This window comes from Halorhodospira halochloris (assembly GCF_002356555.2).
In the GTDB taxonomy this organism is placed as follows: Bacteria; Pseudomonadota; Gammaproteobacteria; order Nitrococcales; family Halorhodospiraceae; genus Halorhodospira; species Halorhodospira halochloris.
On sequence record NZ_AP017372.2, the window covers coordinates 1,055,017 to 1,078,811 of the forward strand.

Genomic DNA, 23,795 nt, shown 5'->3' on the forward strand with positions numbered 1-23,795 from the left:
TTAACCTTGTGAAAATATCTGCCCTTAATATATGTAGAGGCTGGCTATGGCCAGGCTGAGGATCGCCCCGAGCCAGAGCCAGGCGCCGTGGCGTAATAGTCGCCATGCGGCCTGGATGCTGGCCTCATCAGCACCACGAGAGCTAACCCCTAGCCAGGGCCGGAGCCGCTCCCCTGCCGGGTAGGGAGTGGGGCCGCCGAGTCGGATGCGCAGAGCCAGAGCGCCACAGGCTAGCACAATGCCAGGATTGATGCCCGGCCAGTGACGTGCCTGGCGGCGTGCTTGGCGCAGGGTGGTTAGAGGCCGGCCACCGAGCAGGGCATAGGTTAGTGCGGTTAGCCGAGCTGGTAACCAGCCGAGCAGGTCGTCGGTGCGCGCTGCAGCCCAGCCGAAATCGGCAAAGCGCTGATCGCGATAACCCCACATGGCGTCAAGGGTGTTGACCAGGCGGTGGAGAAGAGCCCCGGGGGCACCGGCTATGGCGAACCAGAAAAGGGTAGCAAACAGGGCATCGTTGCCGTTTTCCAGAACCGATTCGGTGGTCGCAGCAGCTACTCCCTCGCGCCCCAGAGAGTTAGTGTCACGGCTTACTAAGCAGCTTACCGCTGCTCGTGCTGGGCCAAGGTCGTTGTCATGCCGCGCTTGGCGGAGTGCTCTAACCACGGCAAGCGCGTGTTCACGCAGGCTATGGGCGCCCAGGCACAGGAACAAGATTAGCAGCTCCAGCAGCCAACCGTACGCCATGCTGCTTAACCAGGCTGTTAGCAGCACGGCTGGAATGGTCAGCATGACTAGGGCGCTGGCGCCTAGCAGGCGGCGGCGCTTGGGCGAGAGGTGAGGCTGATTGAGGCGCTGCTCGAGCTCTTCGGCGAGGTTGCCAAACTGGCATAGTGGGTGGCCGCGGCGCGGTTCAGCGATTATGCCATCCAACAGCCAGGCAGTTATTAGTAGCAACGCGCTGCTCATGCCGGGCGATCCTCAGGCGGCATAATCCTTTTATGCAAACCTTTTAAGTGGACTAGCGAAGCCAGACTTACTATCACCAGCTCGATGCTACTAGTGTCGCAGCTGCAGCCAGCGCTGCTGTCTCGGTAAGTTCTACGCTGGCACCGGCAGTGTCTCCGGTGGTGCCGCCGATGCGCCTGACCATTGAGTGTTGCGCGAGGGCCAGCATCAGGGACCCGGCTATGACACCGACGATGCCGGCCCAGCCGTTGAACAACGCAATAATGAAGGTTATCAGCGCGGCGCTGCCGAGGGCCTGGAGCGGTGGGGCATAGAGCGATAGACTTTCGCCGATACCACCGCTGCGCACGTACGGGGTTGTCATAAGCAGTACTACCAACCCGGCGCGAGCTACAATCGGGGCCAGCAACAGCAATAGTAGAGCTGCTGCCTCAATGATTGCCATCACCGCGGCAATCTTGATTGCCACAACCATTACTATGGCAGTTACCGCCGCCGGCCCGCAGGCCGGGTCTTTCATGATGGCGAGGGTTTGAGTACGACTGCCGAGCCCGCCTATCCAGGCATCAGCTGAGTCAGCCAGGCCGTCGATGTGCAGCGCCCCAGTGATTATTATCCAGGCAGCGACAATTATGCAGGCCTGCAGGAGGTTGGGAAGGGGGGTGGTGAGCAGAGCCAAGAGCACCAAGATTGCACCGATAACCGCTCCCACCAGTGGATAGGCGACCAGGGATGCGCCGCTCTCATGTTCATCGACCGGGGTAGGCGCTGGTGCCGGTAGACGGGTCAAAAAAGTCAGGGCAATGAGAAAGGGGCGGAGCCAGGGCATTGTCTTTTTCCTGTTTGCTAGTCTATCTCTCGCCTTGCCAGGCGTTGGCACGATTGTGGAAATAGAGCGTTGGCTCGGCATGGGGGTCGACACGGACCCTAGATACCGATGCGTACGGGACGTAGAGACGGTTGAACCCCTGGATCGGGATGCTGAGCAGATGGGCGAGCACAACCCTGATCAAGCCGCCGTGGCCGACAATAAGCAGATGCTCACCGCGGCAGCTAGCTGCGATCTTATCCCAGGCGGCAATGACCCGGGCCTGAAAATCGACCATTGGCTCGGCGTTTGGCGGGGTATATGTGAGCGGATCGGCCCAGAAATTCGCCTGTCCCTGGGGGTCCTGCTCGGCGAGTTGAGCCGGTGAGAGGCCTTCCCAGTCACCGAAGCCGATCTCTTTGAACCCTTCCTCGCAGGTGACTGGCAACTGGTGTGCGGCGCCATAAGATTCGGCGAACTCGCGGCAACGGCGAAGCGGCGAAGTGTATATGGCGGTGTATGACTCTGCCTCGAGCGGGGCGTTGTGTAGCTGATGCCAGCCGCGCTCGCTAAGCGGATCATCCTGGGTGCCGCGGTAAAGCCGCCCGCCTTGCGGCTCGCCGTGGCGGATCAGGTCGATCCACAGCTCATCTGCTTGGGTCGGTGCTCTCACTGGTGGTTATCTCCTTGAGTCACTCCGGCCTGAGCGAAGGTCGCCATATTGTTGTGGATAGCACAGGCCATGCGCAGTAACGGTAGGGCTGTGGCAGCACCGCTGCCTTCTCCTAGGCGCATGCCTAAGGAGAGTATGGGCGAGAGGCCGAGGGCGCTGACTACTCGTCTATGGCCTGGTTCAGCAGAACAGTGGCCCAGCAGCATGTTCTCTTTGGTCCCGGGGGCGAGGCGTTCAGCGAGCAGCGCTGCAGAGCCGCTTATATAACCGTCGAGCAGGACCGCTATGCCTAACTGTGCGCAGCGCAGGTAGGCGCCGGCCATGGCGCAAATCTCCAGTCCCCCCACCCGGCGACCGGCTTCCCAGGGGTTGGCAAGGGCTCCAGGGCTGCCAAGTTCGTGGCGGTGAAAACTGAGGGCAGCCTCAATAACCTCTTCCTTATGCCGTAGTGCGGGACCTTGCAAGCCTGTCCCCGGGCCGACAAGTCCGGCTGCTGGTGCCTCGAGGAGAGCTGCGGCTAGGGCGGCAGCTGCTGAGGTGTTGCCAATCCCCATTTCGCCAGCTATGAAGAGCTTAACGCCACTTTGCTGGGCCCGTTCGGCCGCCTCGCGGCCAGCCTCTAGTGCGGCCAGGAATTGCTCAGGGCTCATCGCTGCTTCGCGGCGCATGTTGGCGGTGCCCGGGGCAATGCGCCGATCAAGTATAGGCTGCGGGAGTTCGCCCGGCCAACGGCTGCCGACGTCGATGACCTCAAGCTCACAGCCTAGTTCACGGGCCATTACCGAGATGGCGGCGCCGCCATTGACGAAGTTGGTCATCATCTGTTGAGTAACAACAGGGTCTATGGGGGAGACGCCCTCTGCGGTTATACCGTGATCTGCGGCGAAAAGGGCGATATGTGCCGGCTCTGCAGCGGGGTTGTGGCTGTTCTGAATCGCCGCTAGCTGAACGGCTAGCGCCTCCAACTCGCCGAGTGACCCAGGCGGTTTGGTTAGCTGATCCTGGTGTTCTAAGGCGCGCTCGCGGTGGGTAAGGCTAGGTTGAGCGGGGCTCTCTTGAAGCCAATTGGGCTGCTGGGGGCTGTTCTCCACACTACTCTCCTGGGGGTTCTTTTACTTTTAGTGGCATTCCCGCGACCATGAGGGTTACTCGTTCGCAGCGTTTGGCCAATGCCTGGTGAAGCGCACCGGCTTCGTCGCAAAAACGTCGGGCCAAGGCGTTGATCGGCATAACACCGAAGCCGGTCTCGTTGCTGACTAGCAGAAGCATTCCGCGGGACTGTTCGGTTGCCTGCACAAGTGCATCGATGCGCCTTTGGATGGCGGTGGGTGGTGGGCAGCATGTCCCGTCAACAATCTGTGCATGGTCTATATTAGCCATATCGGGGCCGCTAAGCAGGTTACTCAGCCATAGCGTGAGGCAGTCGACAAGGACCGTTGTTCCCGCGCTGCAATGCTCGGTTATCGCCTCAGGTAGCTCGAGCGGCGCTTCGACGGTCTGCCAATGGGGCGGCCGACGCTCGCGGTGCGCGGCTATGCGCTGGGCCATTTCGCTATCACCGTCGGCGTAGGCGGTGGCTATGTAGACTACCTGCTGATCGCTCTGGGTAGCTAGTTGTTCGGCATAGCGGCTTTTGCCCGAGCGGACGCCGCCGAGGATAAGTTCACGCATTCGCTGAGTTCTTAGATAATTGCCCTGAGGAACCTCTAAAAAATTCGCCGGCGCCACCATCTGCCCCGGTGTGGAGGACGCCGTGAATCCATCCCTGGAGGCTTCATGGCGCTATTCCTGGCGCCAAGACCTCCACACCGGGGCGGATGGTGGCGCCGGCGAAGTTTTAGAGGCACCCCCTGGGGAAACTTGCCCTAGATTAGGCGGGCAAGGATAACATATCCTGCGTATACTGAATCGAAACAGCCAGCAGCAGAATAAAAAGTTATAGCTAATGTCACTTATTCATCCCCCACCTGAGCACCAGGTAGAGACAATTTTCGGTGCCTTTAACGATCATCCGCTCCGCCAAGAGGTCAACGATGAGGTTCACGCTAGGCCTCATGAGGCGCTCAATACCCCGGTAAAGGTAAGCCATCTCGGGATGCTCTCGGGTAGGCGCGGGGGAGAGCTTGATCGTCAAGCGGTCGCTGACCTATGCCGGCGGTATGGGGTCGAGCCGCCCCAACCCGGTGCTCAGCACCTGTCTGCCGATTTTGGCGACTTTCGTCTTAAGTGGGAGCGCAGGACCGAGCTGTCTACCTATACCTTCTTTGTTGAGGAAGATTTTGATGAGTTGTTCGCCGATCCGCCCCTCGATCGGGTCCCGCTCGACTGGCTCTATTCGTTGCCTGGTCCACGCTTAGTGGGGGTCCACTTGACCCTTGAGCCGGCCTGGGCACAGCCGCGTTCGACTAGCGACATACAGCACATATTCGATGATAACCCGATAGTCGGTAGCCATATCACCGGTGGCGCTGCGCGGGTCTGGAGTGATTTCCGGATTCAAGATGACGGTTTTACCCGGGTGCTAATGCGAGATGTGAGCTTGCGCAATCGCCAGGCTGGACGAGCTGTGCAACGTATCCTGGAAATAGAGACATACCGCATGATGGCGCTGCTCGCCTTTCCGGTCGCGCGGCAGCTCAACCCCGAGATCAATGATCTTGAAGAGCAGCTGGCCTGGATCACTGAGCACATGACCCAGGATGAGAACTCCTCGGTCAGTGATGAGCAAGGCCTGCTCGGCAGGCTCACTGAACTCGCCGCCCGGATTGAGGGGATAGGCAATAACACAAATTACCGCTTTCACGCCGCCAAGGCTTATAACGAGTTGGTTCAGCGGCGCATTCACGAACTGCGTGAACAGCGGGTGCAGGGGGTGCAGACTATCCAGGAGTTCATGGAGCGGCGCATGGTGCCGGCGATGCGCACCTGCGAGACGGTCTCCGAGCGGCTGGAATCACTATCGCGGCGCATTACCCGCACTGGCGATTTGTTGCGCACCAGGGTGGATGTGGCTCTTGAGGCGCAGAACCGCGACCTGCTTGATTCAATGAATAGGCGCGCGGATATGCAGTTCCGTCTCCAGGAGACGGTAGAGGGGCTCTCTGTCGCGGCAATCAGTTACTACCTGATGGGGCTTATCAGCTATGTGCTCAAGGCCGGGCATGACGCTGGTTACCTGCCGCGAGTAGAGATCTATCAGGGTCTGCTCGTCCCGGTTGTGGTGCTCTTTATCTGGGCGGTCATTCGTATTGTCCGGCATAGGATTGCGCGCAAGCAGGCTAAATGAGTGGTAAGCGCTGAAGGTGTGGATTTAGGCTTAGTTGACCGCTGTGGAGGGCGCCGTTAAACCACCAGGGGTGGGTTACGGCGCCCTCCAAGCGCAGAGGGTTAGTGGCGAGTTTAATTGCGGTTTTCAGAGTTTCTGTGGCTGCTACTTCTTCTACTGCTCCTGATACTGATCCGTCTCTTGATCTGTTGCCGTTTCAGTCTCTTCGCTTGCCGAGCCTTCAACCGTCCACTCGGTCTCGGCCTGCGCCCAGGGTTCCATTGGTGGTGTTGCACGCTCACCCGGTTCGGCGGCGAAGCGTTCATCTTCCAGGGCGCGGATTAGCCCTACGATCATGCCGAGGATGATGAATGAGAAGGGCAGGGCAGCGGCTATTACCGCCCCTTGTAGGGTTGCCAGCCCACCGGCTGTAAGCAGCACAACCGTTACTAGAGCAATGACCGTGCCCCAGATCACCGTGTGGGTCCGTGATATATCTGTGGAACCGTTGGAGAGTAGGGTCTGGGTGACCAGAATGCCGGCGTTGGCGGAGGTTATCAGGTAGGTACCGATAAGTACGGTGATGAGGATTGAGGCCCCGGTTGCTACCCGCCCGGCGTCCATCAATTCTATAGTGCGGTAGACGGCAGTGGTCACATCCCTTTGGGTTGCCTCGACGATCCCGCCGCTGCCGAACAGTTCAATATAGATCGCGTTGCCGCCGAACAAACCTATCCAGACTATAGTTATGCCGGTGGGGACCATCAGCACGCCCATGACGAAATCACGCAACTTGCGCCCGCGGGAGATGCGCGCAATGAATATGCCGACAAACGGCGCCCAAGCTATCCACCACCCCCAATAGAACAGTGTCCACTCGGCTTGCCAGTCGGCCCCCGGGGCGTTGGCGTGGGTGTAAAAAGACAGGTTAAAGAGGCTCTGTAGGTAGTCACCGGTTGATTGAACGATCAAGGCCAACAGATAGTTAGTGGGCCCCCAAAGCAAGAAAAAGAGCAGAATCGCACTGCTCATCCAGAAGTTTGCTTCGCTTACCAGGCGCACTCCTGAGGCGACCCCGAAGAGGACCGAAATGGTGGCAATGGCCATTACCGTGGCCCCAATGATGATCTGCCAGTGGGCTTCAATGCCTATGCCGAGCAATTCATCAAGCCCGGCATTGAGCTGCTGGATGCCCAGGCCGAGGGTAGTTGCTATACCGAAGACGGTTGCAAAGACGGCCAGGATGTCGATCGCATCGCCCCAGCGCCCGTGGATGTTTCTGCCTATCAGCGGATAGAAGGCAGAGCGCATGGTTAGCGGTAGGCCGCGGCGGAAGCTGAAATAGGCTAGGATCAAAGCTACTAGCGAGAAGACCGCCCAGCCATTAAACCCCCAGTGGAAGTAGGCTAGGCGCAAGGCGGTATTGGCTGCCTCGGAGGGGTCATCACCGGGTAGCAGGAAGGGGTTGCTGTCGAAGTGGGAGATCGGCTCTGCTACGGCCCAGAAGATCAATCCTACTCCCATGCCGGCAGCAAAGAGCATGGTCAGCCAGGAGAAAGTACGAAATTCCGGAACTTCATGGTCTTGGCCCAGGCGGACGTTTTTGTAGCGGCCGACCCCTAGCCAGATAACCAGCAACAGAAAGGCAGCGACGATTATTACGTAGTACCATTGCAGAAAGGGGGTGAGGGATTCCCGAAAGCCGGTCACCAACTCTTCGAGTTGCTCTGGGTAGATTGCGCCGGCGAGCGCGGATGCTGCGATGACTACGGTAGATACGGCCGTTACGCGGGGGCTCATGCCCTTGAAGAAGCCGCGAGTGGCGACGTTTTGCATCTAACAAAGCCTCCTGCTGACGCTGTTACATTTGCACTCTCTAGACATCGGCTATTACTAACCTTCTGAAAAGTATTGCCAGCTAGCCCCCATACGGGGACGCCGTGGATCCATCCCTGGAGGTTTCACGGCGCCATCTCCGGCGCCAAGACCTCCACGCCGGGGCAGTTGAGTGGCTCCGGGGGAAGTTTTGAGAAATTCCCATTTGCAGTGATGGTTGCTGAAAATATAATAGATGTATTGGCAAGTCCACTCAGCCGGACGCGCTAGCTTATCAGATATGCCCCCAAGGGTAAGCTGCGCTTGACAGCTGGCCTGGGCCTACCTAGGATTCTTTCTGCCCACACAAAGGCCCGGTCCTGCAAATGAATCTTGATGCTATTCGAGAGCTCGCCGCTGATGACATGGCGGCTGTTAACAATCTAGTCGAGGAGCGCCTCGCCTCTGATGTCGTGCTCATCAATCAACTTGGCCACTACATAGTCCACAGTGGAGGAAAGCGGCTGCGCCCTTTGGTTACCCTGCTTGCTGCTCGTGCTAGCGGTTATAGTGGCCGGAAGCATACCCAACTGGCGGCTGTGGTGGAGTTTATTCATACGGCAACGCTGCTCCACGATGATGTCGTCGATGGTTCACAGATGCGCCGTGGCAAGCAGACCGCTCATACCATTTGGGGCAATGAGGCTAGCGTGCTGGTGGGTGATTTCCTCTACACCCGCGCCTTCGAGATGATGGTAGAACTGAATTCGATGCCGGTTCTGCAAGTTATGGCTAAGGCAACCAATACCATTGCTCGGGGCGAGGTGATGCAGTTGATGAATGTCCACGAGCCAGATATAAGCGAGGAGGATTATCGGCAGGTCATCTACCGTAAGACGGCTACCCTTTTCGAGGCCGGTTGCCAATGTGGTGGGATACTTGCCGGGCTGGACGAAAGAAGTTGTGCAGCCTTGGGGGATTTTGGCCGCCACCTCGGGACTGCATATCAACTCGTTGATGATGCCCTTGATTATAGTGGCGATGCGGTTGAGATTGGCAAGAACATCGGTGATGATTTGGCTGAGGGCAAGACCACTATGCCGCTGCTCCATGCCATGCGAGTTGGTGAGGAGCGGGATCGCGAATTGATTCGTCGGGCTATCGAGTCAGGCGGTCTCGAGCGGATGGAAGAGGTCGGTCGGGCTATTGAAAAAACCGGGTCAGCAGAATACACTAGGCAACTTGCTGAGGCAGAGGTCGCTGAGGCGGTGGCCGGCCTTCAGGCTAGTCTACCTGAGAGTCAGTGGCGGCAGGCGCTGGTCGAGTTGGCGCGGGGTTCGGTTTCGCGGACTACTTAGAGGCTTAAGAAAGCGCACTGCCAGCAGGCCTGGATATAGTTAGGGCATCTGCCGGGTAGTTCGGTGGACGCAAAGTTTCAATCGGGGTGTAGCTCAGTTTGGTAGAGCACTGCCTTCGGGAGGCAGGGGCCGCAGGTTCAAATCCTGCCACCCCGACCATCAACCTCAATACCCCACTCCTTTTTTTGTCCCATCCGATGTCCTCCTTTGCGGGCGGGTCGTGTCAGCGGTGCGTTTTTGCGCAACCCGATTAGGCTGCACATACATCTAGGGGCGGCGGTAGTTTGCGCGGGGCCTCAACCTCGACCGTCTTCTCCTTGCTCTTGACGCCGTTAGTAATTCTTATGTTCGATTTGGGTACGCCGCAGTGCTTTGCTATGAGGCGCACTAAGCGGTCGTTGGCCGCACCGCCTACCGGTGGCGCGTTGATATAGACTTTAAGAAGTCCGTTCCAAGGGTCTCCTAACTTCTCTTGGGAAGATCTAGGTTGTAGCTTTAACCGCAACACTAGCGTTTGGTTGCGCCATTGCCACCATTTTTTCTGCTGTTGATCGGGCATCTGATTGTTTGGTTTGTGGTTTGTGTCGAGATAGCTTAAAGTTAACAGAAACGGAAAGCGGCAGGAGGTTGCCGCCTTGGTCAACAAACTGCTCATATCCTATCTATTTATAGTCGCGCTGGTAAGTGCAGCGCTTGCCGGCACGATGGGTGTGCTGGTGGCTGGAGTCTATGTGCCGCCGGCATGGCAGCACATTGGCTATGATGCCATCGCCGGTTCGCCGCGCTTCATTACTATAGAGCGGGATGTAGAGGTAGGCGCTGATCACGGCTGGGAAGAGGCTAGTATAAGCCTGAGTTTTGAGCTGATTACACGGCACGATCCGACCATATACGCGGTTAGGCGCAATATGGATAAGCTGCACTCTGAGATCGCCGAGGGCCTGGCCCAGCGCAGCCCGGAAGAGTTTGTCGGCAGCGAAGGGAGGCGTCGCCTGGTGGCAGACATACTTCGCTTAACCAATGATGCCCTTATGGCCGAGGGTGAGCCGGCCCGTGTCGAGGCTGTGCAGTTTCTATCTCTGCAACTGGAAGTAGACTCGGCGGTTGTAGCCGAGAAATAGTCTCCATAATCAGACTGGCCTTTTCTCAACGGCTGAGGAGACTACTGGCGTTGGAACCTTGCCCCGTGCTTCATTCGCCGAGCAGCCTGCATAGTGTCTGACGCGCTGTCTCGGGCGAGAATGGCTTATCGCATATGGCGTCAACCCCGGCCTGGGTAACCGCGCTGAGGCTCGCCTGGTCATCGGTTGAGCTAATCATTAGTATTGGCAGATGGACAAAGGCAGCGTTTTCGCGGATATAGTTGGTTAGTTCGCGGCCATCCATTTCCGGCATGTTGTAGTCGGTGACAACTAGGTCTATTGGGGTTTCATGGAGCACCTTTACCGCCTCATTACCATTGGTTGCTTCAATGAAATATTCAGCACCGATAGACTCCAGTACACGGCGGATATAATTTCGGGCTAGGCGGCTGTCATCGACAAGCAGGATACGCAGCGCAGTGATGTCGAAGTACTCCAACTCGAGCTCTTCCTCGCTTAATATGTCAATGCTGCTGCGGACAGCCCGATCAAGATCTTCTGCTGAGAAGGGCTTGGGAAGGATGGCATTGACACCAGATTGGCGGAGGGTCTCCAGGCGTTGGCGGTCACGAACACTTGAGACGAGCATAAAGGCTTGATCATGCGTGTCCGGATTGTTGCGCAGCTCAAGCAGAAAGTCCTCGGCGGTGCCGTCCGGCAGGTACATCGCGCTGATAATCAGATCAGGCTGCCTCTGCTCAACTAACTCTCGTGCATGGGCAAGGGAGTTCGTCGATTCGAGGCGTGAAAGCCCCGCATCTTGTAAACTCTGGGTCAGTATGCGCCGCTGCACGTCAGATGGTTCAATCAAGAGGGCGGTTAGTTCGGCGGCGGTGATCTTGTTGAGCATTTTTTCCCCTTGGGCTCAGGCCTTTTGTTCAATCCGCAGAGTATGCGATAAACAACGCTAAAGGCAAATAGAGTCCGGAGGTCGACCACAACTCGGAGTATGCATGCATGCGGTGGGTAAGGCCACTTTCTATTGTTGGGATATTACTCGGCACGCTGTTCTTTGCGTTTTCCTTAACGCCAAGTCTGCTGCCGCGACCGTTTGCCGTCCAAGGGGTGATCTCCGGGTTGTCGGTAACGGCAGGTTATGCGTTGGGAGCGATAGCGCAGTGGCTGTGGTACTACTTAGAGTTACCTGCCCCTAGAGTGCGTGTTGCCCGCATTATGTGGATTATCTCGGCGGTCGTTTGCGCCTTGGTGGTGGTCTTCTTTATGTGGCGTGCCTCCGAGTGGCAGGGATCAATCCGCGCCTTGATGGGCATGGAAGAGTCTGTCGCTGTGCAGCCCTTGGGCGTAGCCGTTGTTGCCTTTCTCGTTTTTGCCCTGTTGTTGACCCTGGCGCGGCTGTTTCGGGGTACCTTCAGATTCCTCTCCGAGAAGCTGCAGGTTATTGTGCCGCGGCGGATATCAAATGTTTTTGGTGTTTTAGCCGCACTAGGGCTGTTCTGGGCGGTTATAGATGGGGTGATCTTTACCCTGGCCCTGCGGGCCGCGGATAGCTCCTATCAGCAGATTGATGCGCTTATCGAGGATGATCATGAGCGACCGACTGATCCGGAAAAGGCGGGCAGTCCTCAATCATTGGTAGATTGGCAGGATTTGGGTAGGCAGGGTAGGAGTTTTATCTCCTCGGGGCCAACGGCTGCCCAGATAAGTGCATTTCATGGTTCGGAGAAGCCTGAGCCGATCCGGGTCTATATCGGCCTTAACGCAGCAGAGACCCCTGAGCAGCGCGCCCGTCTCGCGCTAGAGGAGTTGAAGAGGGTAAATGCCTTTGAACGCTCGATTCTGCTGCTGGTTACTCCAACCGGTACGGGGTGGGTCGATCCAGCTGCTGCCGATCCGGTCGAGTATCTGCACCGAGGTGATATCGCTACTGTAACCGCCCAATACTCTTATCTGCCCAGTCCGCTATCGCTATGGGTAGAGGAGGATTATGGAGTTGAGACGGCGCGGGCCCTGTTTGAGGAAATATACGGATATTGGACTGAGCTTGATGCCGATAGCCGCCCCGATCTCTTTCTCCATGGGCTGAGTCTTGGGGCGCTTAACTCAGACCGGTCATTCGATTTTTATGACATCATCCACGATCCATTCCAGGGAGCACTCTGGAGTGGTCCGCCATTTCGTAGTGAGACATGGCAGAGGATAACCGAGCGGCGGACGCCTGATTCTCCGGCCTGGTTGCCGGTGTTTAGGGATGGCCACGTAGTCCGCTTTATGAACCAAGAGCAGGGCTTTGATAAGCCTGATGAACCATGGGGGCCTTTCCGGATAGGTTATCTGCAGTATGCCAGTGATCCGGTCACCTTTTTTGAGCCGGAGTCATTTTACCGTGAACCGGCATGGATGAGCGGCCCGCGCGGCCCGGATGTAGCCCCGGTGCTGCGCTGGTACCCGATAGTCACGATGCTACAGCTTGCCGCTGATATGGCCGCCGGCAGCGCGCCCATTGGTTATGGCCACAATTATGCCGCTGAGCACTATATTGATGCGTGGCTTAAGCTCACCGAGCCGCAGGATTGGAGTGAGGAGGACATCGATCGCCTAAAGGATAAATTCCGCTCACAGCAGGGCAAGGACTGAGTTAGCTGTCTAAATGATTAATAGGTATAGCGCTTAATGGGAACCTCTAAAAGCATTCCTGGAGCCATGGGGCCATATCTGCGCCAGTTTGGAGGGCGCCGTTAATCCATCCCTGGAGGCTTCATGGCGCCATCCCTGGCGCCAAGACCTCCACACTGGCGCAGATATGGCTCCGGAAATGCTTTTAGAGGCGACCTCCATGAACGGATTAACGGTGTCCTCCACACCGGGGCAGTTTAGTGTATCCAGAGAGAGTTTTAGAGGGTCCTTAATAGAGGGTGGTGGTTAACAGCCTTCGTCATTGCCTGCGGCACGGCGTACCCGTCCAGAGCGCGAGATTATGATGCTGCCTAAGTGTTGTTCGCCTCGGCAGACCTTGAAAGTACCGGGGGCGACGCCCCAATTATCCGGCGAGTAGTGTACCCCGTGGCGGACATTGTGGTTGCCGGACACTTCTAAGTTGTCAGTGACGCCTCTGCCTATCTCGAGCACTTTGCCGCCGTGGCCTTCGCAGTTTCCGCTGCTGTCAACGCCACTGCAGCTGCGTTCTGCTTGTGGATCCTCGAATGCAATCCAACCGCTGCTCCATTGTTCAGCGCTGCAGCCGTGTGTAGGTGTGCCGCCGCATAGGGAGACTGGTGCAGCATAGCTGATCGAGTGAGCTCGGGCGCGCTCTAGACCGCCACTTAGCTCGCGTTGCCACATCCAGGCGCTGAGTTCACTGCGGGTGGCACTCCATTGCGGCGCAGCAAGTGCTATCAGCAACCCGATGATGGCAATAACCATCATTAGTTCAGGCAGGGTAAACCCCCTATCTACCAGCCCCAACAGCTTTTTATTTCCCCCGGTGAACTGCTGCGCTGACCATGATGGTCTAGTGTAAATTCCTGGCACTCGTCGTCCGCCTCCTGCGATCCGCCTTCCGTGGGTTGTGCGTATAGCTTGAATGCCGCCTCTTCAAGGTCAGCGCTTATTGAGTATTTTCCTTTGGGGGATTGCTCGGGAACGACGTCGTTACACGCAGTGAAATCTAGTTCACTAACGAAGCAGCGCTCAAGCTCATTCCAAGTAGCCAGTAGGGCTCCAGTGGCATCGCTGCGTTCGGAGCGCATCTGGTATTGAGCGTAAAAGGGGTAGGCTATAGCAGCTAGTATCGCTACGATGCCAACAACAATAAGCACTTCTACTAGCGTGAACCCGCGATTAGTCTTGTTTTGCGTTATCAATGAAAGTACTCCCTGAATATAAATGGTCAGATGCCAGCAAAAGGTCCATCGGGAACCTCTAAAAACACCCGCCAGAGCCACTCAACTGCCCCGGTGTGGAGGGCGCTGTGAATCCGTCCCTGGAGGCTTCTTGGCGCCATCCCCGGCGCCAAGACCTCCACGCCGGGACAGTTGAGTGGCTCCGCAGGAGCATATAGAGGTGCACTATCGCCACCACCTAAACTCAGCTTGATCAGCTAGCCCTATTACGCCTAGTTGAATCACAGCTGTTCTTTGGGCGCAACCGTGGCTGATCGCGGTAATCTGCCTGTAGCCAAAGAAGCATTCTACAAGGTAGCACGTATTTGCCGAAGTGCAGCTGTAATCGGCAGGATTTAGGCCCTCTCCAAAAGCATCGCATGTTACCGTTCCATCTTTGATGCTGGACTTGGCTTGGTTGATTATCTGCCGTGCTGCCGTTTCCGCTTTAAGCTGGCATTCACTGGCTAGAGCTGCCCTCTGCTGCATGTTGGCGGGCACTATTAGGCTCCAGGATAGTGCGGCCAATATCCCGAGGATGGCCATTACGCTGATTATGGCGAAGCCTTGTTCTTGGGCGTTGCCTTGGGCGAGCCCTGGAGGCAATTCCGATAACCGCCTATACTTCGTGGGAACCTCTAAAAACCTCCCCGGCGCCATTATCTGCCACGGTGTGGAGGAAGCCGTGAATCCATCCCTGGAGGCTTCATGGCGCCATCCCTGGCGCCAAGACCTCCGCACCGGGGCAGATAATGGCGCCGAGGAGGTTTTTAGAGGCACCCTCGGGCAGTGTCGAGGTGTGCGCTGTTCTTGATTGGTGGCTGATTTTTTCACAGTCTTCCTTGCACTGGGATTGTTATAGTCAGGGGCCAGTCGAGTTGATCTGCGGTTGATGGGCCGCTCGCTGACAAGATTGTCGAGGCGCGCACTGCGCAAACCGATTGCCAATCATTGATATCATTGGCATGCATAAATTGACTGGGGTTCTCGCAGCTGGAGAAACTGAAGTAGAGTTCGGTTAAACCGCGCAGAGCGGGATCGTCGTCAATGGTAAGTACTGCTACCCCATCAGCACCGCCAGGGGAAACTCTGCGACCGATCGCGGTTTGGTGTAAACGGGGATCAATCACCTCAGAGGTTGTTCCCGGTATACCGCTGATCGCGCTTACTCGCCATATCCAGCCAGATTCCGGCAATTGCGTCGGGTCGAGATCTTGGCCGGAAATCGACAGAAATGAGCCGCTACCACCATTTGAGCGCACCCTATGTAGCAGTGTGCAATCGCCTATCAGCAAGTATTCATTAATCTCGGGCAGGGTTGATGGCGAGCCGCTAAGTTGTAATGCGACGCCTAGCTCGCCGCTTATGATCTGCTGATAGCTAAGGTCGGCGTACTCAGGGCTGGGTTCAAAGCGGCTTACTGAGAGGGTGCCGTTGTTCATCTCCAGACCGCCGTTGGCGGGTAGGCTGCAAGCCGCGCGCTCTTGCTCGCCTCCTGTCCAGTCGTGGACAGGAGTAGTGGCTCCGCAGGGTGCCATACCGGCGCCGGCAATCTCGCTGTGGAGGATGCGCTGGAGGATGCGAGCTTTATCGGCGAGCAGTTCAAACTGATCAATAGTTACCGCAGCACGGATTGAATTGCTGTGCAGTTGGACGGCGGCTAAGCTTACTACCGACCCAATGGCCAGTGCTACGAGTAATTCGGCTATGCTGGTACCTCTTTGGCGGATCACTGCCGGCGATCTTGTGCCGCTCTTATAATTATCGCTACTGCCTTGAGGTGATCTTCTCACAGAGCTTGCCCCAGGGCGATTTCACGGTGCTCTGCATTAGCATCACGACGCCAGCGAACCCTTACGGTTAGCTGCTGTGTGGAGCTGGTCACGTTTGCCTTTGAGCCGGGTAGAGAGCAGCTTAATTCGTTAAGCCAAGCCGATGTGCTTATAGTTGGCTGGGAGGATAGTGTTTCATGTTGGGTGCAATCGCCGCCTTGCCAGCCACTGGTATTGACGGCTGCCGAGTCGCCTTGAGCATTCAGGAGCATAGCCAGTGAAGTGATCTCTTCTGCCGCTAAAACCGCACGGTGGTGCAGGGCGGATTGATGGGCTTGGGTTATGGAGGCGTTGAGCTGTTGGCTGATGGCGACAGCAACGGAGGCGAGCAGCCCCAGTGCAACGAGTGACTCCACCAGGGAGAAGCCACGCGAGAGCGGGGCTATAGATCTTGATCTTGCAGTAGACATCCTGTCCTCACCGAGTCAATCCATTGACTTTGCGCGAGCATAGCCGATTGTCTGGACAAAGACAAGCGCTTTGCCTTCTTGGATAGAGCGGGTGTTTGGTATAAAATTGCTCACAGAGTTGAGCGTAGTCTTTCATTCCAAGCCGGTGTAGCTCAGTTGGTAGAGCAGCCGATTCGTAATCGGCAGGTCGGAGGTTCAAGTCCTCTCGCCGGCACCATCTCCAGTACGGCCTAAAAATCCTTAAGAGCTCAGAGTTGGCATCATAAAAGGCGTGTTAAGAGACTAATGTCTCTCGACTCAAGCTTCGATATAGCAGGGTTACGGTTAAGTGCTATAGTAAGGCAGTGATAAGCCCTTTTGAGTCGTCAGATGGGTAAAACAGGAGCGGAAAGCTTACGAACCCGGGGGAAACGGTTTCACAGCACATCTGCCTCTTCTGCAGCGTTGCGGATGGTCTCGCTGACAGAGCCGTAGCGTGGATGCTCGGGAGCTAGGTGCTCGCTGCGCTGTGCCGCCTCAAGAGCTCCTTCCACCTTGCCTTGACGCAGCAATGCCCAGGCTAGGTTGTGCCAAGCAGCGGCGAAATCTTCATCATGCTCAATGGCCTGTTGATAGGCCTTTGCTGCAGAGCGGTAATCGCTATTAGCGTAGTAGACGTTGCCTAAGCCAAACCAGGCTGTTGAGTGCTGGGGCCAACGCTCTTGCGCTGCCCGATAGCCCGCTTTAGCTGCCTCCCAGCGTTGCTGCCTCTCCAACTCAGCGACCGCAGCTACCCAGTTATCAGCAGTGGCGCTCGCCGGGATCTGCCCCGGTTCGGGGATGACAATGGCCCATCGGTCGGCACGCTGCCAAGTGCGCTCAAATCTGCGCATCGAGAGAGTTTGGCGCTTTTGCTCTTCTGAGCGCAGTGTGATCTCTTGCTCATCAAGGTCATAGCCGACAACAACCGCGTAGTGCCATACGGGTAGACGCTCTAAAGCAAGGTTTTGTAACACCAAAACCGGGTTGCCGTGCTGGACTTCGGACAAGAGATCCTTAAGGTGCGGCTCAATTTGATACGGTATGCGATCGGCCCGGCGGGCAGCGCCGAGTAGCTCTTTCTGCAAAGAGCCCTGACTTTCTGGCAAATAGACCCGCTCTACGATCTCGGTGTCGGTAGTTTCCACCCCGCTAGCAACGAGCAGTGTAGCCAGCGCTGCGGGTCCGCAGTAGTAAGAGTCGTCGGGGAAGAACGGAGTCCCGGTGAGTTCAACGGCTTGTGGGATCTCCAGATCTTCCCTGTCGGCAAGGCCCGGATACTCTAAGGGCTTGCCAGCGCACCCAGCCAAGACAAGCACTGCTACAGAAAGCGTTGCTCGCTGTAGTAGCCAACGCCACGGTGCCATTAGAGCAGTCCGAGGCGGAATGTAAGGCAATTTATCAGCTCTTGCTTAACGCACAAGCAGCCAAATGATTATAACCAGCAGTATGGTGGTAGCCCCTACGCTCACGCCAGCACCTATCGGCTGCTGATCCATCCGCTCAACTAGCTCCCTAACCTCCTCATCGCTGAGCGCGGCAACTCGCTTCTCTGCTTCTGCAAGATCAACTCCTTGAGCGGCTAAAAGATCTTGCATCTCTTCACGTTCAAGTGCCTGCTGCAGGTAGGCGCGGTCGGCAGAGGCTTGGTTTTCATGGACGACCTCACTGGTCCCGACAACGCCGGCGAGCGCAGTGGCTGGAATCATACCAATGGCTAGGGTCAAACTTATTAGGACGATAAGGCTGCGTACAGTGAAGCGTTTCATTACCGTTATCCTCTAGTGGCATGCAAGAAGGTTCGGGCCCCGGTGGGGGCTAGCGGCACCCCGACAAACATAGTAAACGAAACCTGGACAATCAGCGACACACACTGCACCAGTCTGCCACAAGGAGCCTCTAAAAACTCCCCGGGGCCACTCAGCTGCCCCGGCGTGGATGGCGCCGTAAATCCATCCCTGGAGGTTTCATGGCGCCATCCTTGGCGGCAAGACCTACACTCCGGGCAGTTGAGTGGCTCCGGAGAGTTTTTAGAGGCACCCCACATGGGCGGATCCGCGGAGGAACACAAAAAAGTGCTGCAGCGCTGTTCGAGGCCCGAGAAGTTTTTTTCTTCAAAATGCGCCCACATCTTCAATGGTAGTGTTTGATGATTGTAAATTTAGATACAATAGTAAACACACATTATAGATGACACATGGACAATGGCTATGGATCTTAGCGTATGGCACCCCCCAGACGCCCTTGGTCTAGCGATAGGAGATAAGGACGAATCACTCAACTTTCGACTAGAACGGCTGCGTAATCGCTTAATCAGCGACTACGGCGCAACCGGATTACACCGGATTGCCATAGCCGTCTATGAGCCGAAGAGCGACGAACTTCTTACTTTCGCTTACGCCAGTGATACGCCTTCTCCCCTTACTCAATACTCAGCGCAACTTAGCGACTCGCAGTCCCTGATGAACCTGAGCAGAGACTGGGGGACAAGGATAATCCACGACCTTAAAGATATCCCCAAACAGCGTCGACATAGTGCGGTTGTATCGGACAGCGGTTTTCGTTCCAGCTTGACGATACCCATAATTTACAACGGCAAGCTGTACGGGTTTGTCTTCTTCAACTCCCGAGAGCCGGAGTTTTTTCAAGGAGCTAGATTAGAAGCTCTTTTGCCGTACGCCCGCCTAGTTGGTTTAATCGGCGCCAACGCCATTCGTGAGGCGCGCATAATCAGGGGGACCGTAGGTTCTACCATCGCCTTGAGTAAAGCTCGCGATATCGAAACTTCTGCCCACATGCAGCGAATAGGCGTACTCTCTGGGGCTATAGCTGGCCGACTGGCAGCCAAATTTGACCTTAGTGATGAATACATCACGATGCTCGAGCAGTTCTCTCCACTCCACGACCTTGGCAAGCTCTCTATACCGGATAACATTCTCCTTAAGCCCGGCCGCTTAACTGAGGAGGAGTTCGACCACATAAAGCAGCATGTGCAGAAAGGGATAGATCTGCTTGAGGTCATGGTTAGTGAGCTCGATATAGGCAGTAACAGCCAGATGGGGATGCTAAGGGATATTATTGCCTATCATCACGAAAAACTTGATGGCAGTGGTTACCCGTATGGCCTGAAAGATGATCAGATACCCTGGGCTGGTAGGATTGTCGGTGTTGCGGATATTTACGATGCCTTGACTAGCGAACGCCCCTATAAGAGCGCTTGGAGTAAGGGTGAGGCGATAGATTTACTGCGACGGGAGTCCGGCACCAAGCTCTGTCCTTACTGTGTGGATGCTTTAATTGAGGTGCTTGAAGATCCTGAATCTAATATAAGCTAGAAAGATTCTTAATCTTTGGAGTTAGGGAGTCGTCGCATCACGGGTATTAGTGTTTAGCTATAGCAGCTAATTAAGCTTGTCCGTGCAGCTATGGGAGCCACTAAAAGCTCCCCCTTAGTAAGGCTGCACCGGAGTGGAGGTCTTGGCGCCAGGGATGGCGCCATGAAGCCTCCAGGGATGGATTGACGGCGCCCTCCACTCCGGTGCAGCCTTACTAAGGGGGAGCTTTTAGTGGCTCCGCTAGGTGGGGTTCGGTTTGCTAGAACCACCACTGAGCGCGGGCGCCAATCAGCGTTGGGCTGTCGTCTCGAGTATCATCGTCGAAGTCGACATCGGCAAAGACAACATTGCCCATGATGCGTATATGCTCGCTGACGTAGTAGTTGACCCCCAGGGTGTAGTTTTGCTGCTCGCCGCCATCAATCCCGGAATCGTTGAGGTCGATGTTGCTGATGCGGGCCGCCAACTCCCAGGCCCCGCTTGTGCTGTTCGGGACTACAGCACCAAAACCGGTAGGTGAGTAGGGGCGAGTCTCGCCGGTGAGCATGTAGCTGCCCTGTATATGCCAGCCGTCGAAGGTCGGGTCATCACCATTGTCATTATTGATCATGGCGCGCAGGTATTCGGCCTCGACCGTCAATGGACCAGCGGCGTAGACCGCTTCCAGTCCGAGCCGGGTGATGTCTTCTACGCCTTTCACATCGCCGTCAAGTATTCGGGTCCCGCCATCGCCGTCGCGCAGCTCGGGCCTGTCACGGAAGTTTATATCTTGCGGGTCATCGTGGTCCTCATAAGCCACCGACAGGCCAAGATGCAGCCGCGCCGCATCACCGATATGGGGTGCAAAGTAGCCGCGGGCGGCTAGCCCGAGTGGCTGATCTCCGGAAAAATCTTTTTCATCAGGATCAGGGTCTTGATCATCCCCGATACCACTCCCAAAGAACATCGACTTTATGCCGTATGTATCGCGGCTATGCTCGTAGGCCACACCAACACGGCGGGCTATTGTGAAGACATTGGAGGGCGAGGAGCGCTCTATTAGTGAGATGAACCGCGAGCTAGTCAGCTCCTGAAAGCCCATGGGTACCTTGTATTGACCAATCCACAGCCGATCGTCATTGGGTAGCGCCCAGCGCATGCGAAAGTCGTTGATACCAAGGCTGCCGCCGCCATAGTCGACCTCAATACGCCCGTCCCAGTCCTCGGCGAGATCACCGGTAACCCCAATACGCGCCCGGCGGTTGTTAAAGCCGTTAACGAAATCCTGCTCATCCTCATCAATGTGGTGGTAGTCGATCATCAACCTGCCGCGCACATCAAGATCGGGGTAGCTAGCCAGTACCGGCATACTCAACCCAAGCCCTGTGCCCACTATGGTGAGCGCGGAGAGGCGGCGCGCGTTTGGACTCATCTTTCTCATTAATGCATCTCCCTTAGTGCACATGCTTTGATTTGTGACAACACTGCTGACGGGCTCTACCTTGATGGCTAAAGGTTGCCGTAAGATTACAGTTAGGTTGTGTTTGTTTTACTTTATCGTCAGCCTCTTACCCGATTTGGTTAACTGTCATGAATTTGTCACAGAAATGTCTTTTACTGATGATTATCGACAGGTATTAATGGTCGCCTCTAAAAAAACTCCCCGGAGCCATTACCTGTCCCGTTGTGGAGGTCAAAGCGTCAGGGATGGCGCCATGAAGCCTCCAGGTATGAATTTACGGCGTCCTCCACTGCGGGACAGGTAATGGCTCCGGGGAGATTGTTAGAGGAGCTCTAATACACGTATTTCAGGGAGGCTCAATGAGAGGCAAGATCTTAGTGGTTGAGGATGATGCGGCGGTGCGGGAGATGCTCCTTAGCACCCTGGGTCGCGAGGGGTTTGAGGCCACCGTTGCCTGTGACGCTATCCAGGGGGATGAGCAGCTGCGTCGCCAACATCCCGATTTGATACTGCTCGACTGGATGTTGCCGCGAGTAAGCGGTGTTGAGTGGGCGCGCCAACTCAAAGAGAGTGAGCAGACTCGGGCGATCCCGATCATCCTTCTGACCGCGCGTAGCGAGGAAGAGGACAAGGTTCAGGGGCTGGAGTCGGGCGCCGATGACTATGTAACCAAGCCCTTTTCGCCGCGCGAACTTAAAGCGCGCATAAAGGCAGTCCTCAGGCGTACTGCCCCGGAGACCAGTGATGAGACGATAGAGGTATCTGGCCTGATGCTAGATCCAGTCAGTTACCGGGTCAGCGGTAACGGTCAGCATCTCTCTATGGGCCCAACTGAGTTTCGCTTGCTGCGTTTTTTCATGACCCACCGGGATCGGGTATACACGCGCACCCAATTACTCGATCAAGTTTGGGGCGTAAACGTCTACGTCGAAGAGCGTACTGTCGATGTGCATATCCGCCGATTGCGCAAGATTTTGGCTGAAACTGGCCATGACAAGCTTATCCAGACAGTGCGAGGGGCCGGCTATCGCTTTTCTGACAGCAAATAGCCCTCACAGCTGCTTCGTTTAATACCGCGCCGCTATTTAGAGTAGCTATCTAAATCAACCAAGTTGTTCCCAACCTTACCTCGGGTGAAGCCCCGGGGATGATGCTCATTGCCTGCCAACCAAAGGCAAAGGTGATCAGCAGTGCCGCTATGATCGCGGCAATATAATGGGCTAGACGGTGGCCGCGCTGTATGTCCATGATCACCGCAAACGCCGCATAAATAAGCACGAAGCTGTAAAGAATAAGGATTATGGCGCCGTATGCCCCTATAGGCCAGGGCAGGGCGGCTACAATGTTGCCGATCCAGGCTGGCACCATGCCTATTGAAACCGCTGCTAGAGCGCGGTTGAAATCCGAGTAGCCTTGAAATAGATCGCACAGATAATGGGCTGCTGCGGCTAGGGCTAGCACTCCGACCAAATGGGTTAAGCCGCTATAAATGGCAAAGCCGACCGGATCCGGGCGGGTATGCGGAGGGAAACCGCTGGGTATGAATTCATGCGCAATACCTGAGCCGAGTATGCTCAGGAGCAAAACAGGGATGGTCAGCCGGGTCAAAACCCAGAAGGTTTCCGGCTCTGCGTCACGCCATGCAAAGAGTAGCCTACGGGGACGCAAAAAAACGCCTAACAGGGCATCACCAGCTGGGTTGCGCGGCAGCGGGTAAGAGCTCATAAACTGGGTATCCAAAAAGGCATAAACCACGGCCCAGGGCGGTGTTTAGGGCCGTGGTTTATGCCGAAATAGGTAATCTCTAGTACTTTACAGGCCGAGTCGTTCTTTCTCACGTTGTGCCGCTGCAGCGGGCAGGGGGATAAAACCATCTCGATTTACCACTTCCTGGCCTTCTTTGGAGAGGACCAAGCGCAAAAATTCACGCTCCAGTGGCGGTAGTCCGTCGTTAGGGTGCTTATTGACGTAGACGTAGAGAAACCGGGCCAGTGGGTAATTGCCGGATACGGCGTTTTCACCGGTAGGCTCGTAGTACTCGCCTTCCTCTTCGCCCAATGGAATGGCCCTGACGCCTGAAGTCTTATACCCTATGCCGGAGTAGCCTATGCCGTTGAGTGATTCCGACACCCCCTGAACAACAGAGGCGGAGCCAGGCTGTTCGTTGATGGCATCCTTAAAGTCGCCATCGCACAGGGCGTGTTCACGGAAGAATCCATAGGTGCCGGAGACCGCATTTCGGCTGTAGAGGGTGAAGTCACGGTTGTTCCAGGCCCCGTCGAGACCGACATCGCCCCAGCGTGTCTTGTTGTAACCGCCGCAACGTTGAGTCTCCGAGAATATACCATCTACTTGGTCAAGGGTCAGCCCTTCTATGGGGTTATCGCGATTAACAAACACAGCAATGGTGTCGATCGCGACCCGCACCTTGGTCGGCTCGTAGCCGTGCGAATCCTCAAAGTCTTGGATTTCAGATGAGCGCATACTGCGGCTCATGGGTCCGAAGTTAGCGGTGCCTTCGGATAGTGCAACTGGGGCTGTACCTGAGCCAGCGCCCTCGATCTCAATAGAGACGTTAGGATAGAAATCGTTGAATTCCTCTGCCCATAGGGTCATGAGGTTATTCAGGGTGTCTGACCCCATACTGCCCAAGTTACCGGATATCCCGGAGACCCTTTCGTATCTGGGCAGATCATCGTCCACCGCGATAGCATGACCGCTCGCTAGGAGAGCGGCACTGGTAATGCCAACCAGTAGGCTTCTCTTCAGCATCTTTCTCACCTCTGTAGTAGCTGCTTTAGGATCACTGGTGGCATTGTGCGGTTGGTTTCTGACTGTGCGGTTACCTCAATATTACTGAAATATTACATAAGCTTTTTTGCAGAGGCTTTTG

Annotated in this window: 24 protein-coding genes and 2 tRNA genes; 9 read left to right on the forward strand and 17 right to left on the reverse strand. The window is 56.1% G+C overall.

Going from position 1 to position 23,795, the window contains the following annotated elements; all coding sequences use genetic code 11:
* Positions 1-24 precede the first annotated feature (24 nt).
* The 5 genes from cbiB to cobU form a co-directional block, all read right to left on the reverse strand.
* On the reverse strand, positions 25-966 hold the full coding sequence (cbiB, locus tag HH1059_RS04875; protein WP_096408933.1) for an adenosylcobinamide-phosphate synthase CbiB: 942 nt from the start codon (positions 964-966) through the stop codon (positions 25-27).
* Between the two features lie 73 nt (positions 967-1,039).
* Positions 1,040-1,795 (reverse strand): adenosylcobinamide-GDP ribazoletransferase, encoded by a 756-nt coding sequence (locus HH1059_RS04880; protein ID WP_096408934.1) that lies wholly within the window; start codon positions 1,793-1,795, stop codon positions 1,040-1,042.
* 22 nt (positions 1,796-1,817) lie between these two features.
* The gene (locus HH1059_RS04885) at positions 1,818-2,447 is read right to left on the reverse strand and encodes a histidine phosphatase family protein (RefSeq protein WP_096408936.1); all 630 of its coding nucleotides are present in this window, start codon (positions 2,445-2,447) and stop codon (positions 1,818-1,820) included.
* A complete protein-coding gene (gene cobT / locus HH1059_RS04890) occupies positions 2,444-3,538 on the reverse strand; it encodes a nicotinate-nucleotide--dimethylbenzimidazole phosphoribosyltransferase (RefSeq protein ID WP_096408938.1) in 1,095 nt (364 codons plus the stop codon). The genes HH1059_RS04885 and cobT overlap by 4 nt, the downstream gene beginning before the upstream one ends.
* A gap of 1 nt (position 3,539) precedes the next feature.
* Positions 3,540-4,118, reverse strand: coding sequence for a bifunctional adenosylcobinamide kinase/adenosylcobinamide-phosphate guanylyltransferase (gene cobU, locus HH1059_RS04895; protein ID WP_096410341.1), 579 nt, complete (start codon positions 4,116-4,118; stop codon positions 3,540-3,542).
* Between the two features lie 274 nt (positions 4,119-4,392).
* Here cobU and HH1059_RS04900 point away from each other — a divergent pair, with 274 nt between their 5' ends.
* Entirely contained in the window at positions 4,393-5,733 is a 1,341-nt protein-coding gene (locus HH1059_RS04900; RefSeq protein WP_096408939.1) for a DUF3422 family protein, read from the forward strand.
* Between the two features lie 153 nt (positions 5,734-5,886).
* On the opposite strand, the gene HH1059_RS04905 is transcribed toward HH1059_RS04900, so the two are convergent.
* Complete coding sequence (locus tag HH1059_RS04905) at positions 5,887-7,548, reverse strand: BCCT family transporter (protein ID WP_096408941.1); 1,662 nt, start codon at positions 7,546-7,548, stop codon at positions 5,887-5,889.
* A gap of 365 nt (positions 7,549-7,913) precedes the next feature.
* Between HH1059_RS04905 and ispB the strand changes: the two genes are divergently transcribed.
* Positions 7,914-8,885 (forward strand): octaprenyl diphosphate synthase, encoded by a 972-nt coding sequence (gene ispB / locus HH1059_RS04910; protein ID WP_096408942.1) that lies wholly within the window; start codon positions 7,914-7,916, stop codon positions 8,883-8,885.
* 82 nt (positions 8,886-8,967) lie between these two features.
* Positions 8,968-9,044, forward strand: a tRNA-Pro gene (locus HH1059_RS04915).
* 91 nt (positions 9,045-9,135) lie between these two features.
* Here the strand turns inward: HH1059_RS04915 and HH1059_RS04920 are convergent.
* Positions 9,136-9,528 carry a DUF167 domain-containing protein gene (locus HH1059_RS04920; RefSeq protein WP_231902027.1) on the reverse strand — a complete coding sequence of 131 codons (393 nt, stop codon included), beginning with the start codon at positions 9,526-9,528 and terminating at the stop codon, positions 9,136-9,138.
* Between HH1059_RS04920 and HH1059_RS04925 the strand changes: the two genes are divergently transcribed.
* Complete coding sequence (locus tag HH1059_RS04925) at positions 9,521-10,006, forward strand: flagellar basal body-associated FliL family protein (RefSeq protein WP_096408945.1); 486 nt, start codon at positions 9,521-9,523, stop codon at positions 10,004-10,006. The two genes, HH1059_RS04920 and HH1059_RS04925, sit on opposite strands and share 8 nt — an antisense overlap.
* Positions 10,007-10,076: 70 nt before the next feature.
* Here HH1059_RS04925 and HH1059_RS04930 read toward each other — a convergent pair whose 3' ends face one another.
* Positions 10,077-10,877: a response regulator transcription factor gene (locus HH1059_RS04930; protein WP_096408947.1), complete on the reverse strand. Its 801-nt coding sequence runs from the start codon at positions 10,875-10,877 to the stop codon at positions 10,077-10,079.
* Positions 10,878-10,984: 107 nt separating this feature from the next.
* Here HH1059_RS04930 and HH1059_RS04935 point away from each other — a divergent pair, with 107 nt between their 5' ends.
* Entirely contained in the window at positions 10,985-12,622 is a 1,638-nt protein-coding gene (locus tag HH1059_RS04935; RefSeq protein WP_096408949.1) for an alpha/beta hydrolase, read from the forward strand.
* A 285-nt stretch (positions 12,623-12,907) separates the two neighbouring features.
* Here the strand turns inward: HH1059_RS04935 and HH1059_RS04940 are convergent, their stop codons facing one another.
* Positions 12,908-13,450 (reverse strand): GspH/FimT family pseudopilin, encoded by a 543-nt coding sequence (locus tag HH1059_RS04940; RefSeq protein ID WP_096408950.1) that lies wholly within the window; start codon positions 13,448-13,450, stop codon positions 12,908-12,910.
* On the reverse strand, positions 13,438-13,848 hold the full coding sequence (locus HH1059_RS04945; protein WP_162549367.1) for a type IV pilin protein: 411 nt from the start codon (positions 13,846-13,848) through the stop codon (positions 13,438-13,440). The genes HH1059_RS04940 and HH1059_RS04945 overlap by 13 nt, the downstream gene beginning before the upstream one ends.
* 703 nt (positions 13,849-14,551) lie before the next feature.
* On the opposite strand from HH1059_RS04945, the gene HH1059_RS13930 reads away from it, so the two are divergent.
* Positions 14,552-14,680 carry a hypothetical protein gene (locus HH1059_RS13930; RefSeq protein ID WP_275951811.1) on the forward strand — a complete coding sequence of 43 codons (129 nt, stop codon included), beginning with the start codon at positions 14,552-14,554 and terminating at the stop codon, positions 14,678-14,680.
* Positions 14,681-14,696: 16 nt separating this feature from the next.
* Here HH1059_RS13930 and HH1059_RS04955 read toward each other — a convergent pair whose 3' ends face one another.
* Positions 14,697-15,659, reverse strand: a complete 963-nt coding sequence (locus tag HH1059_RS04955; RefSeq protein ID WP_096408955.1) for a PilW family protein — start codon at positions 15,657-15,659, stop codon at positions 14,697-14,699.
* A complete protein-coding gene (locus tag HH1059_RS04960; protein WP_096408957.1) occupies positions 15,656-16,108 on the reverse strand; it encodes a type IV pilus modification PilV family protein in 453 nt (150 codons plus the stop codon). The genes HH1059_RS04955 and HH1059_RS04960 overlap by 4 nt, the downstream gene beginning before the upstream one ends.
* Positions 16,109-16,249: 141 nt before the next feature.
* Between HH1059_RS04960 and HH1059_RS04965 the strand changes: the two genes are divergently transcribed.
* Positions 16,250-16,325, forward strand: a tRNA-Thr gene (locus HH1059_RS04965).
* A 199-nt stretch (positions 16,326-16,524) separates the two neighbouring features.
* On the opposite strand, the gene HH1059_RS04970 is transcribed toward HH1059_RS04965, so the two are convergent.
* Both HH1059_RS04970 and HH1059_RS04975 read right to left on the reverse strand, forming a co-directional pair.
* Positions 16,525-17,493 (reverse strand): PA2778 family cysteine peptidase, encoded by a 969-nt coding sequence (locus tag HH1059_RS04970; protein WP_096408958.1) that lies wholly within the window; start codon positions 17,491-17,493, stop codon positions 16,525-16,527.
* A gap of 45 nt (positions 17,494-17,538) precedes the next feature.
* Positions 17,539-17,895 (reverse strand): PA2779 family protein, encoded by a 357-nt coding sequence (locus tag HH1059_RS04975; RefSeq protein ID WP_096408960.1) that lies wholly within the window; start codon positions 17,893-17,895, stop codon positions 17,539-17,541.
* 441 nt (positions 17,896-18,336) lie between these two features.
* Here HH1059_RS04975 and HH1059_RS04980 point away from each other — a divergent pair, with 441 nt between their 5' ends.
* Positions 18,337-19,461 (forward strand): HD domain-containing phosphohydrolase, encoded by a 1,125-nt coding sequence (locus HH1059_RS04980; protein ID WP_162549368.1) that lies wholly within the window; start codon positions 18,337-18,339, stop codon positions 19,459-19,461.
* 259 nt (positions 19,462-19,720) lie between these two features.
* Here the strand turns inward: HH1059_RS04980 and HH1059_RS04985 are convergent, their stop codons facing one another.
* On the reverse strand, positions 19,721-20,881 hold the full coding sequence (locus HH1059_RS04985; RefSeq protein WP_231902028.1) for an OprO/OprP family phosphate-selective porin: 1,161 nt from the start codon (positions 20,879-20,881) through the stop codon (positions 19,721-19,723).
* Between the two features lie 380 nt (positions 20,882-21,261).
* Here HH1059_RS04985 and phoB point away from each other — a divergent pair, with 380 nt between their 5' ends.
* Entirely contained in the window at positions 21,262-21,951 is a 690-nt protein-coding gene (gene phoB, locus HH1059_RS04990) for a phosphate regulon transcriptional regulator PhoB (RefSeq protein WP_096408963.1), read from the forward strand.
* A 49-nt stretch (positions 21,952-22,000) separates the two neighbouring features.
* Here phoB and HH1059_RS04995 read toward each other — a convergent pair whose 3' ends face one another.
* Positions 22,001-22,627: a Yip1 family protein gene (locus HH1059_RS04995; protein ID WP_096408964.1), complete on the reverse strand. Its 627-nt coding sequence runs from the start codon at positions 22,625-22,627 to the stop codon at positions 22,001-22,003.
* A gap of 87 nt (positions 22,628-22,714) precedes the next feature.
* Complete coding sequence (locus HH1059_RS05000) at positions 22,715-23,674, reverse strand: PstS family phosphate ABC transporter substrate-binding protein (RefSeq protein ID WP_096408966.1); 960 nt, start codon at positions 23,672-23,674, stop codon at positions 22,715-22,717.
* Between the last annotated feature and the right edge of the window lie 121 nt (positions 23,675-23,795).

Coding starts and splice junctions, on each gene's coding strand:
- cbiB (WP_096408933.1), bottom strand. CDS start 966: ATGAGCAGCGCGTTGCTACTAATAACTGCCTGGCTGTTGGATGGCATA.
- HH1059_RS04880 (WP_096408934.1), bottom strand. CDS start 1,795: ATGCCCTGGCTCCGCCCCTTTCTCATTGCCCTGACTTTTTTGACCCGT.
- cobU (WP_096410341.1), bottom strand. CDS start 4,118: ATGCGTGAACTTATCCTCGGCGGCGTCCGCTCGGGCAAAAGCCGCTAT.
- HH1059_RS04900 (WP_096408939.1), top strand. CDS start 4,393: ATGTCACTTATTCATCCCCCACCTGAGCACCAGGTAGAGACAATTTTC.
- HH1059_RS04905 (WP_096408941.1), bottom strand. CDS start 7,548: ATGCAAAACGTCGCCACTCGCGGCTTCTTCAAGGGCATGAGCCCCCGC.
- ispB (WP_096408942.1), top strand. CDS start 7,914: ATGAATCTTGATGCTATTCGAGAGCTCGCCGCTGATGACATGGCGGCT.
- HH1059_RS04930 (WP_096408947.1), bottom strand. CDS start 10,877: ATGCTCAACAAGATCACCGCCGCCGAACTAACCGCCCTCTTGATTGAA.
- HH1059_RS04935 (WP_096408949.1), top strand. CDS start 10,985: ATGCGGTGGGTAAGGCCACTTTCTATTGTTGGGATATTACTCGGCACG.
- HH1059_RS04960 (WP_096408957.1), bottom strand. CDS start 16,108: ATGTCTACTGCAAGATCAAGATCTATAGCCCCGCTCTCGCGTGGCTTC.
- HH1059_RS04970 (WP_096408958.1), bottom strand. CDS start 17,493: ATGGCACCGTGGCGTTGGCTACTACAGCGAGCAACGCTTTCTGTAGCA.
- HH1059_RS04975 (WP_096408960.1), bottom strand. CDS start 17,895: ATGAAACGCTTCACTGTACGCAGCCTTATCGTCCTAATAAGTTTGACC.
- HH1059_RS04980 (WP_162549368.1), top strand. CDS start 18,337: ATGGATCTTAGCGTATGGCACCCCCCAGACGCCCTTGGTCTAGCGATA.
- HH1059_RS04985 (WP_231902028.1), bottom strand. CDS start 20,881: ATGAGAAAGATGAGTCCAAACGCGCGCCGCCTCTCCGCGCTCACCATA.
- phoB (WP_096408963.1), top strand. CDS start 21,262: ATGAGAGGCAAGATCTTAGTGGTTGAGGATGATGCGGCGGTGCGGGAG.
- HH1059_RS04995 (WP_096408964.1), bottom strand. CDS start 22,627: ATGAGCTCTTACCCGCTGCCGCGCAACCCAGCTGGTGATGCCCTGTTA.
- HH1059_RS05000 (WP_096408966.1), bottom strand. CDS start 23,674: ATGCTGAAGAGAAGCCTACTGGTTGGCATTACCAGTGCCGCTCTCCTA.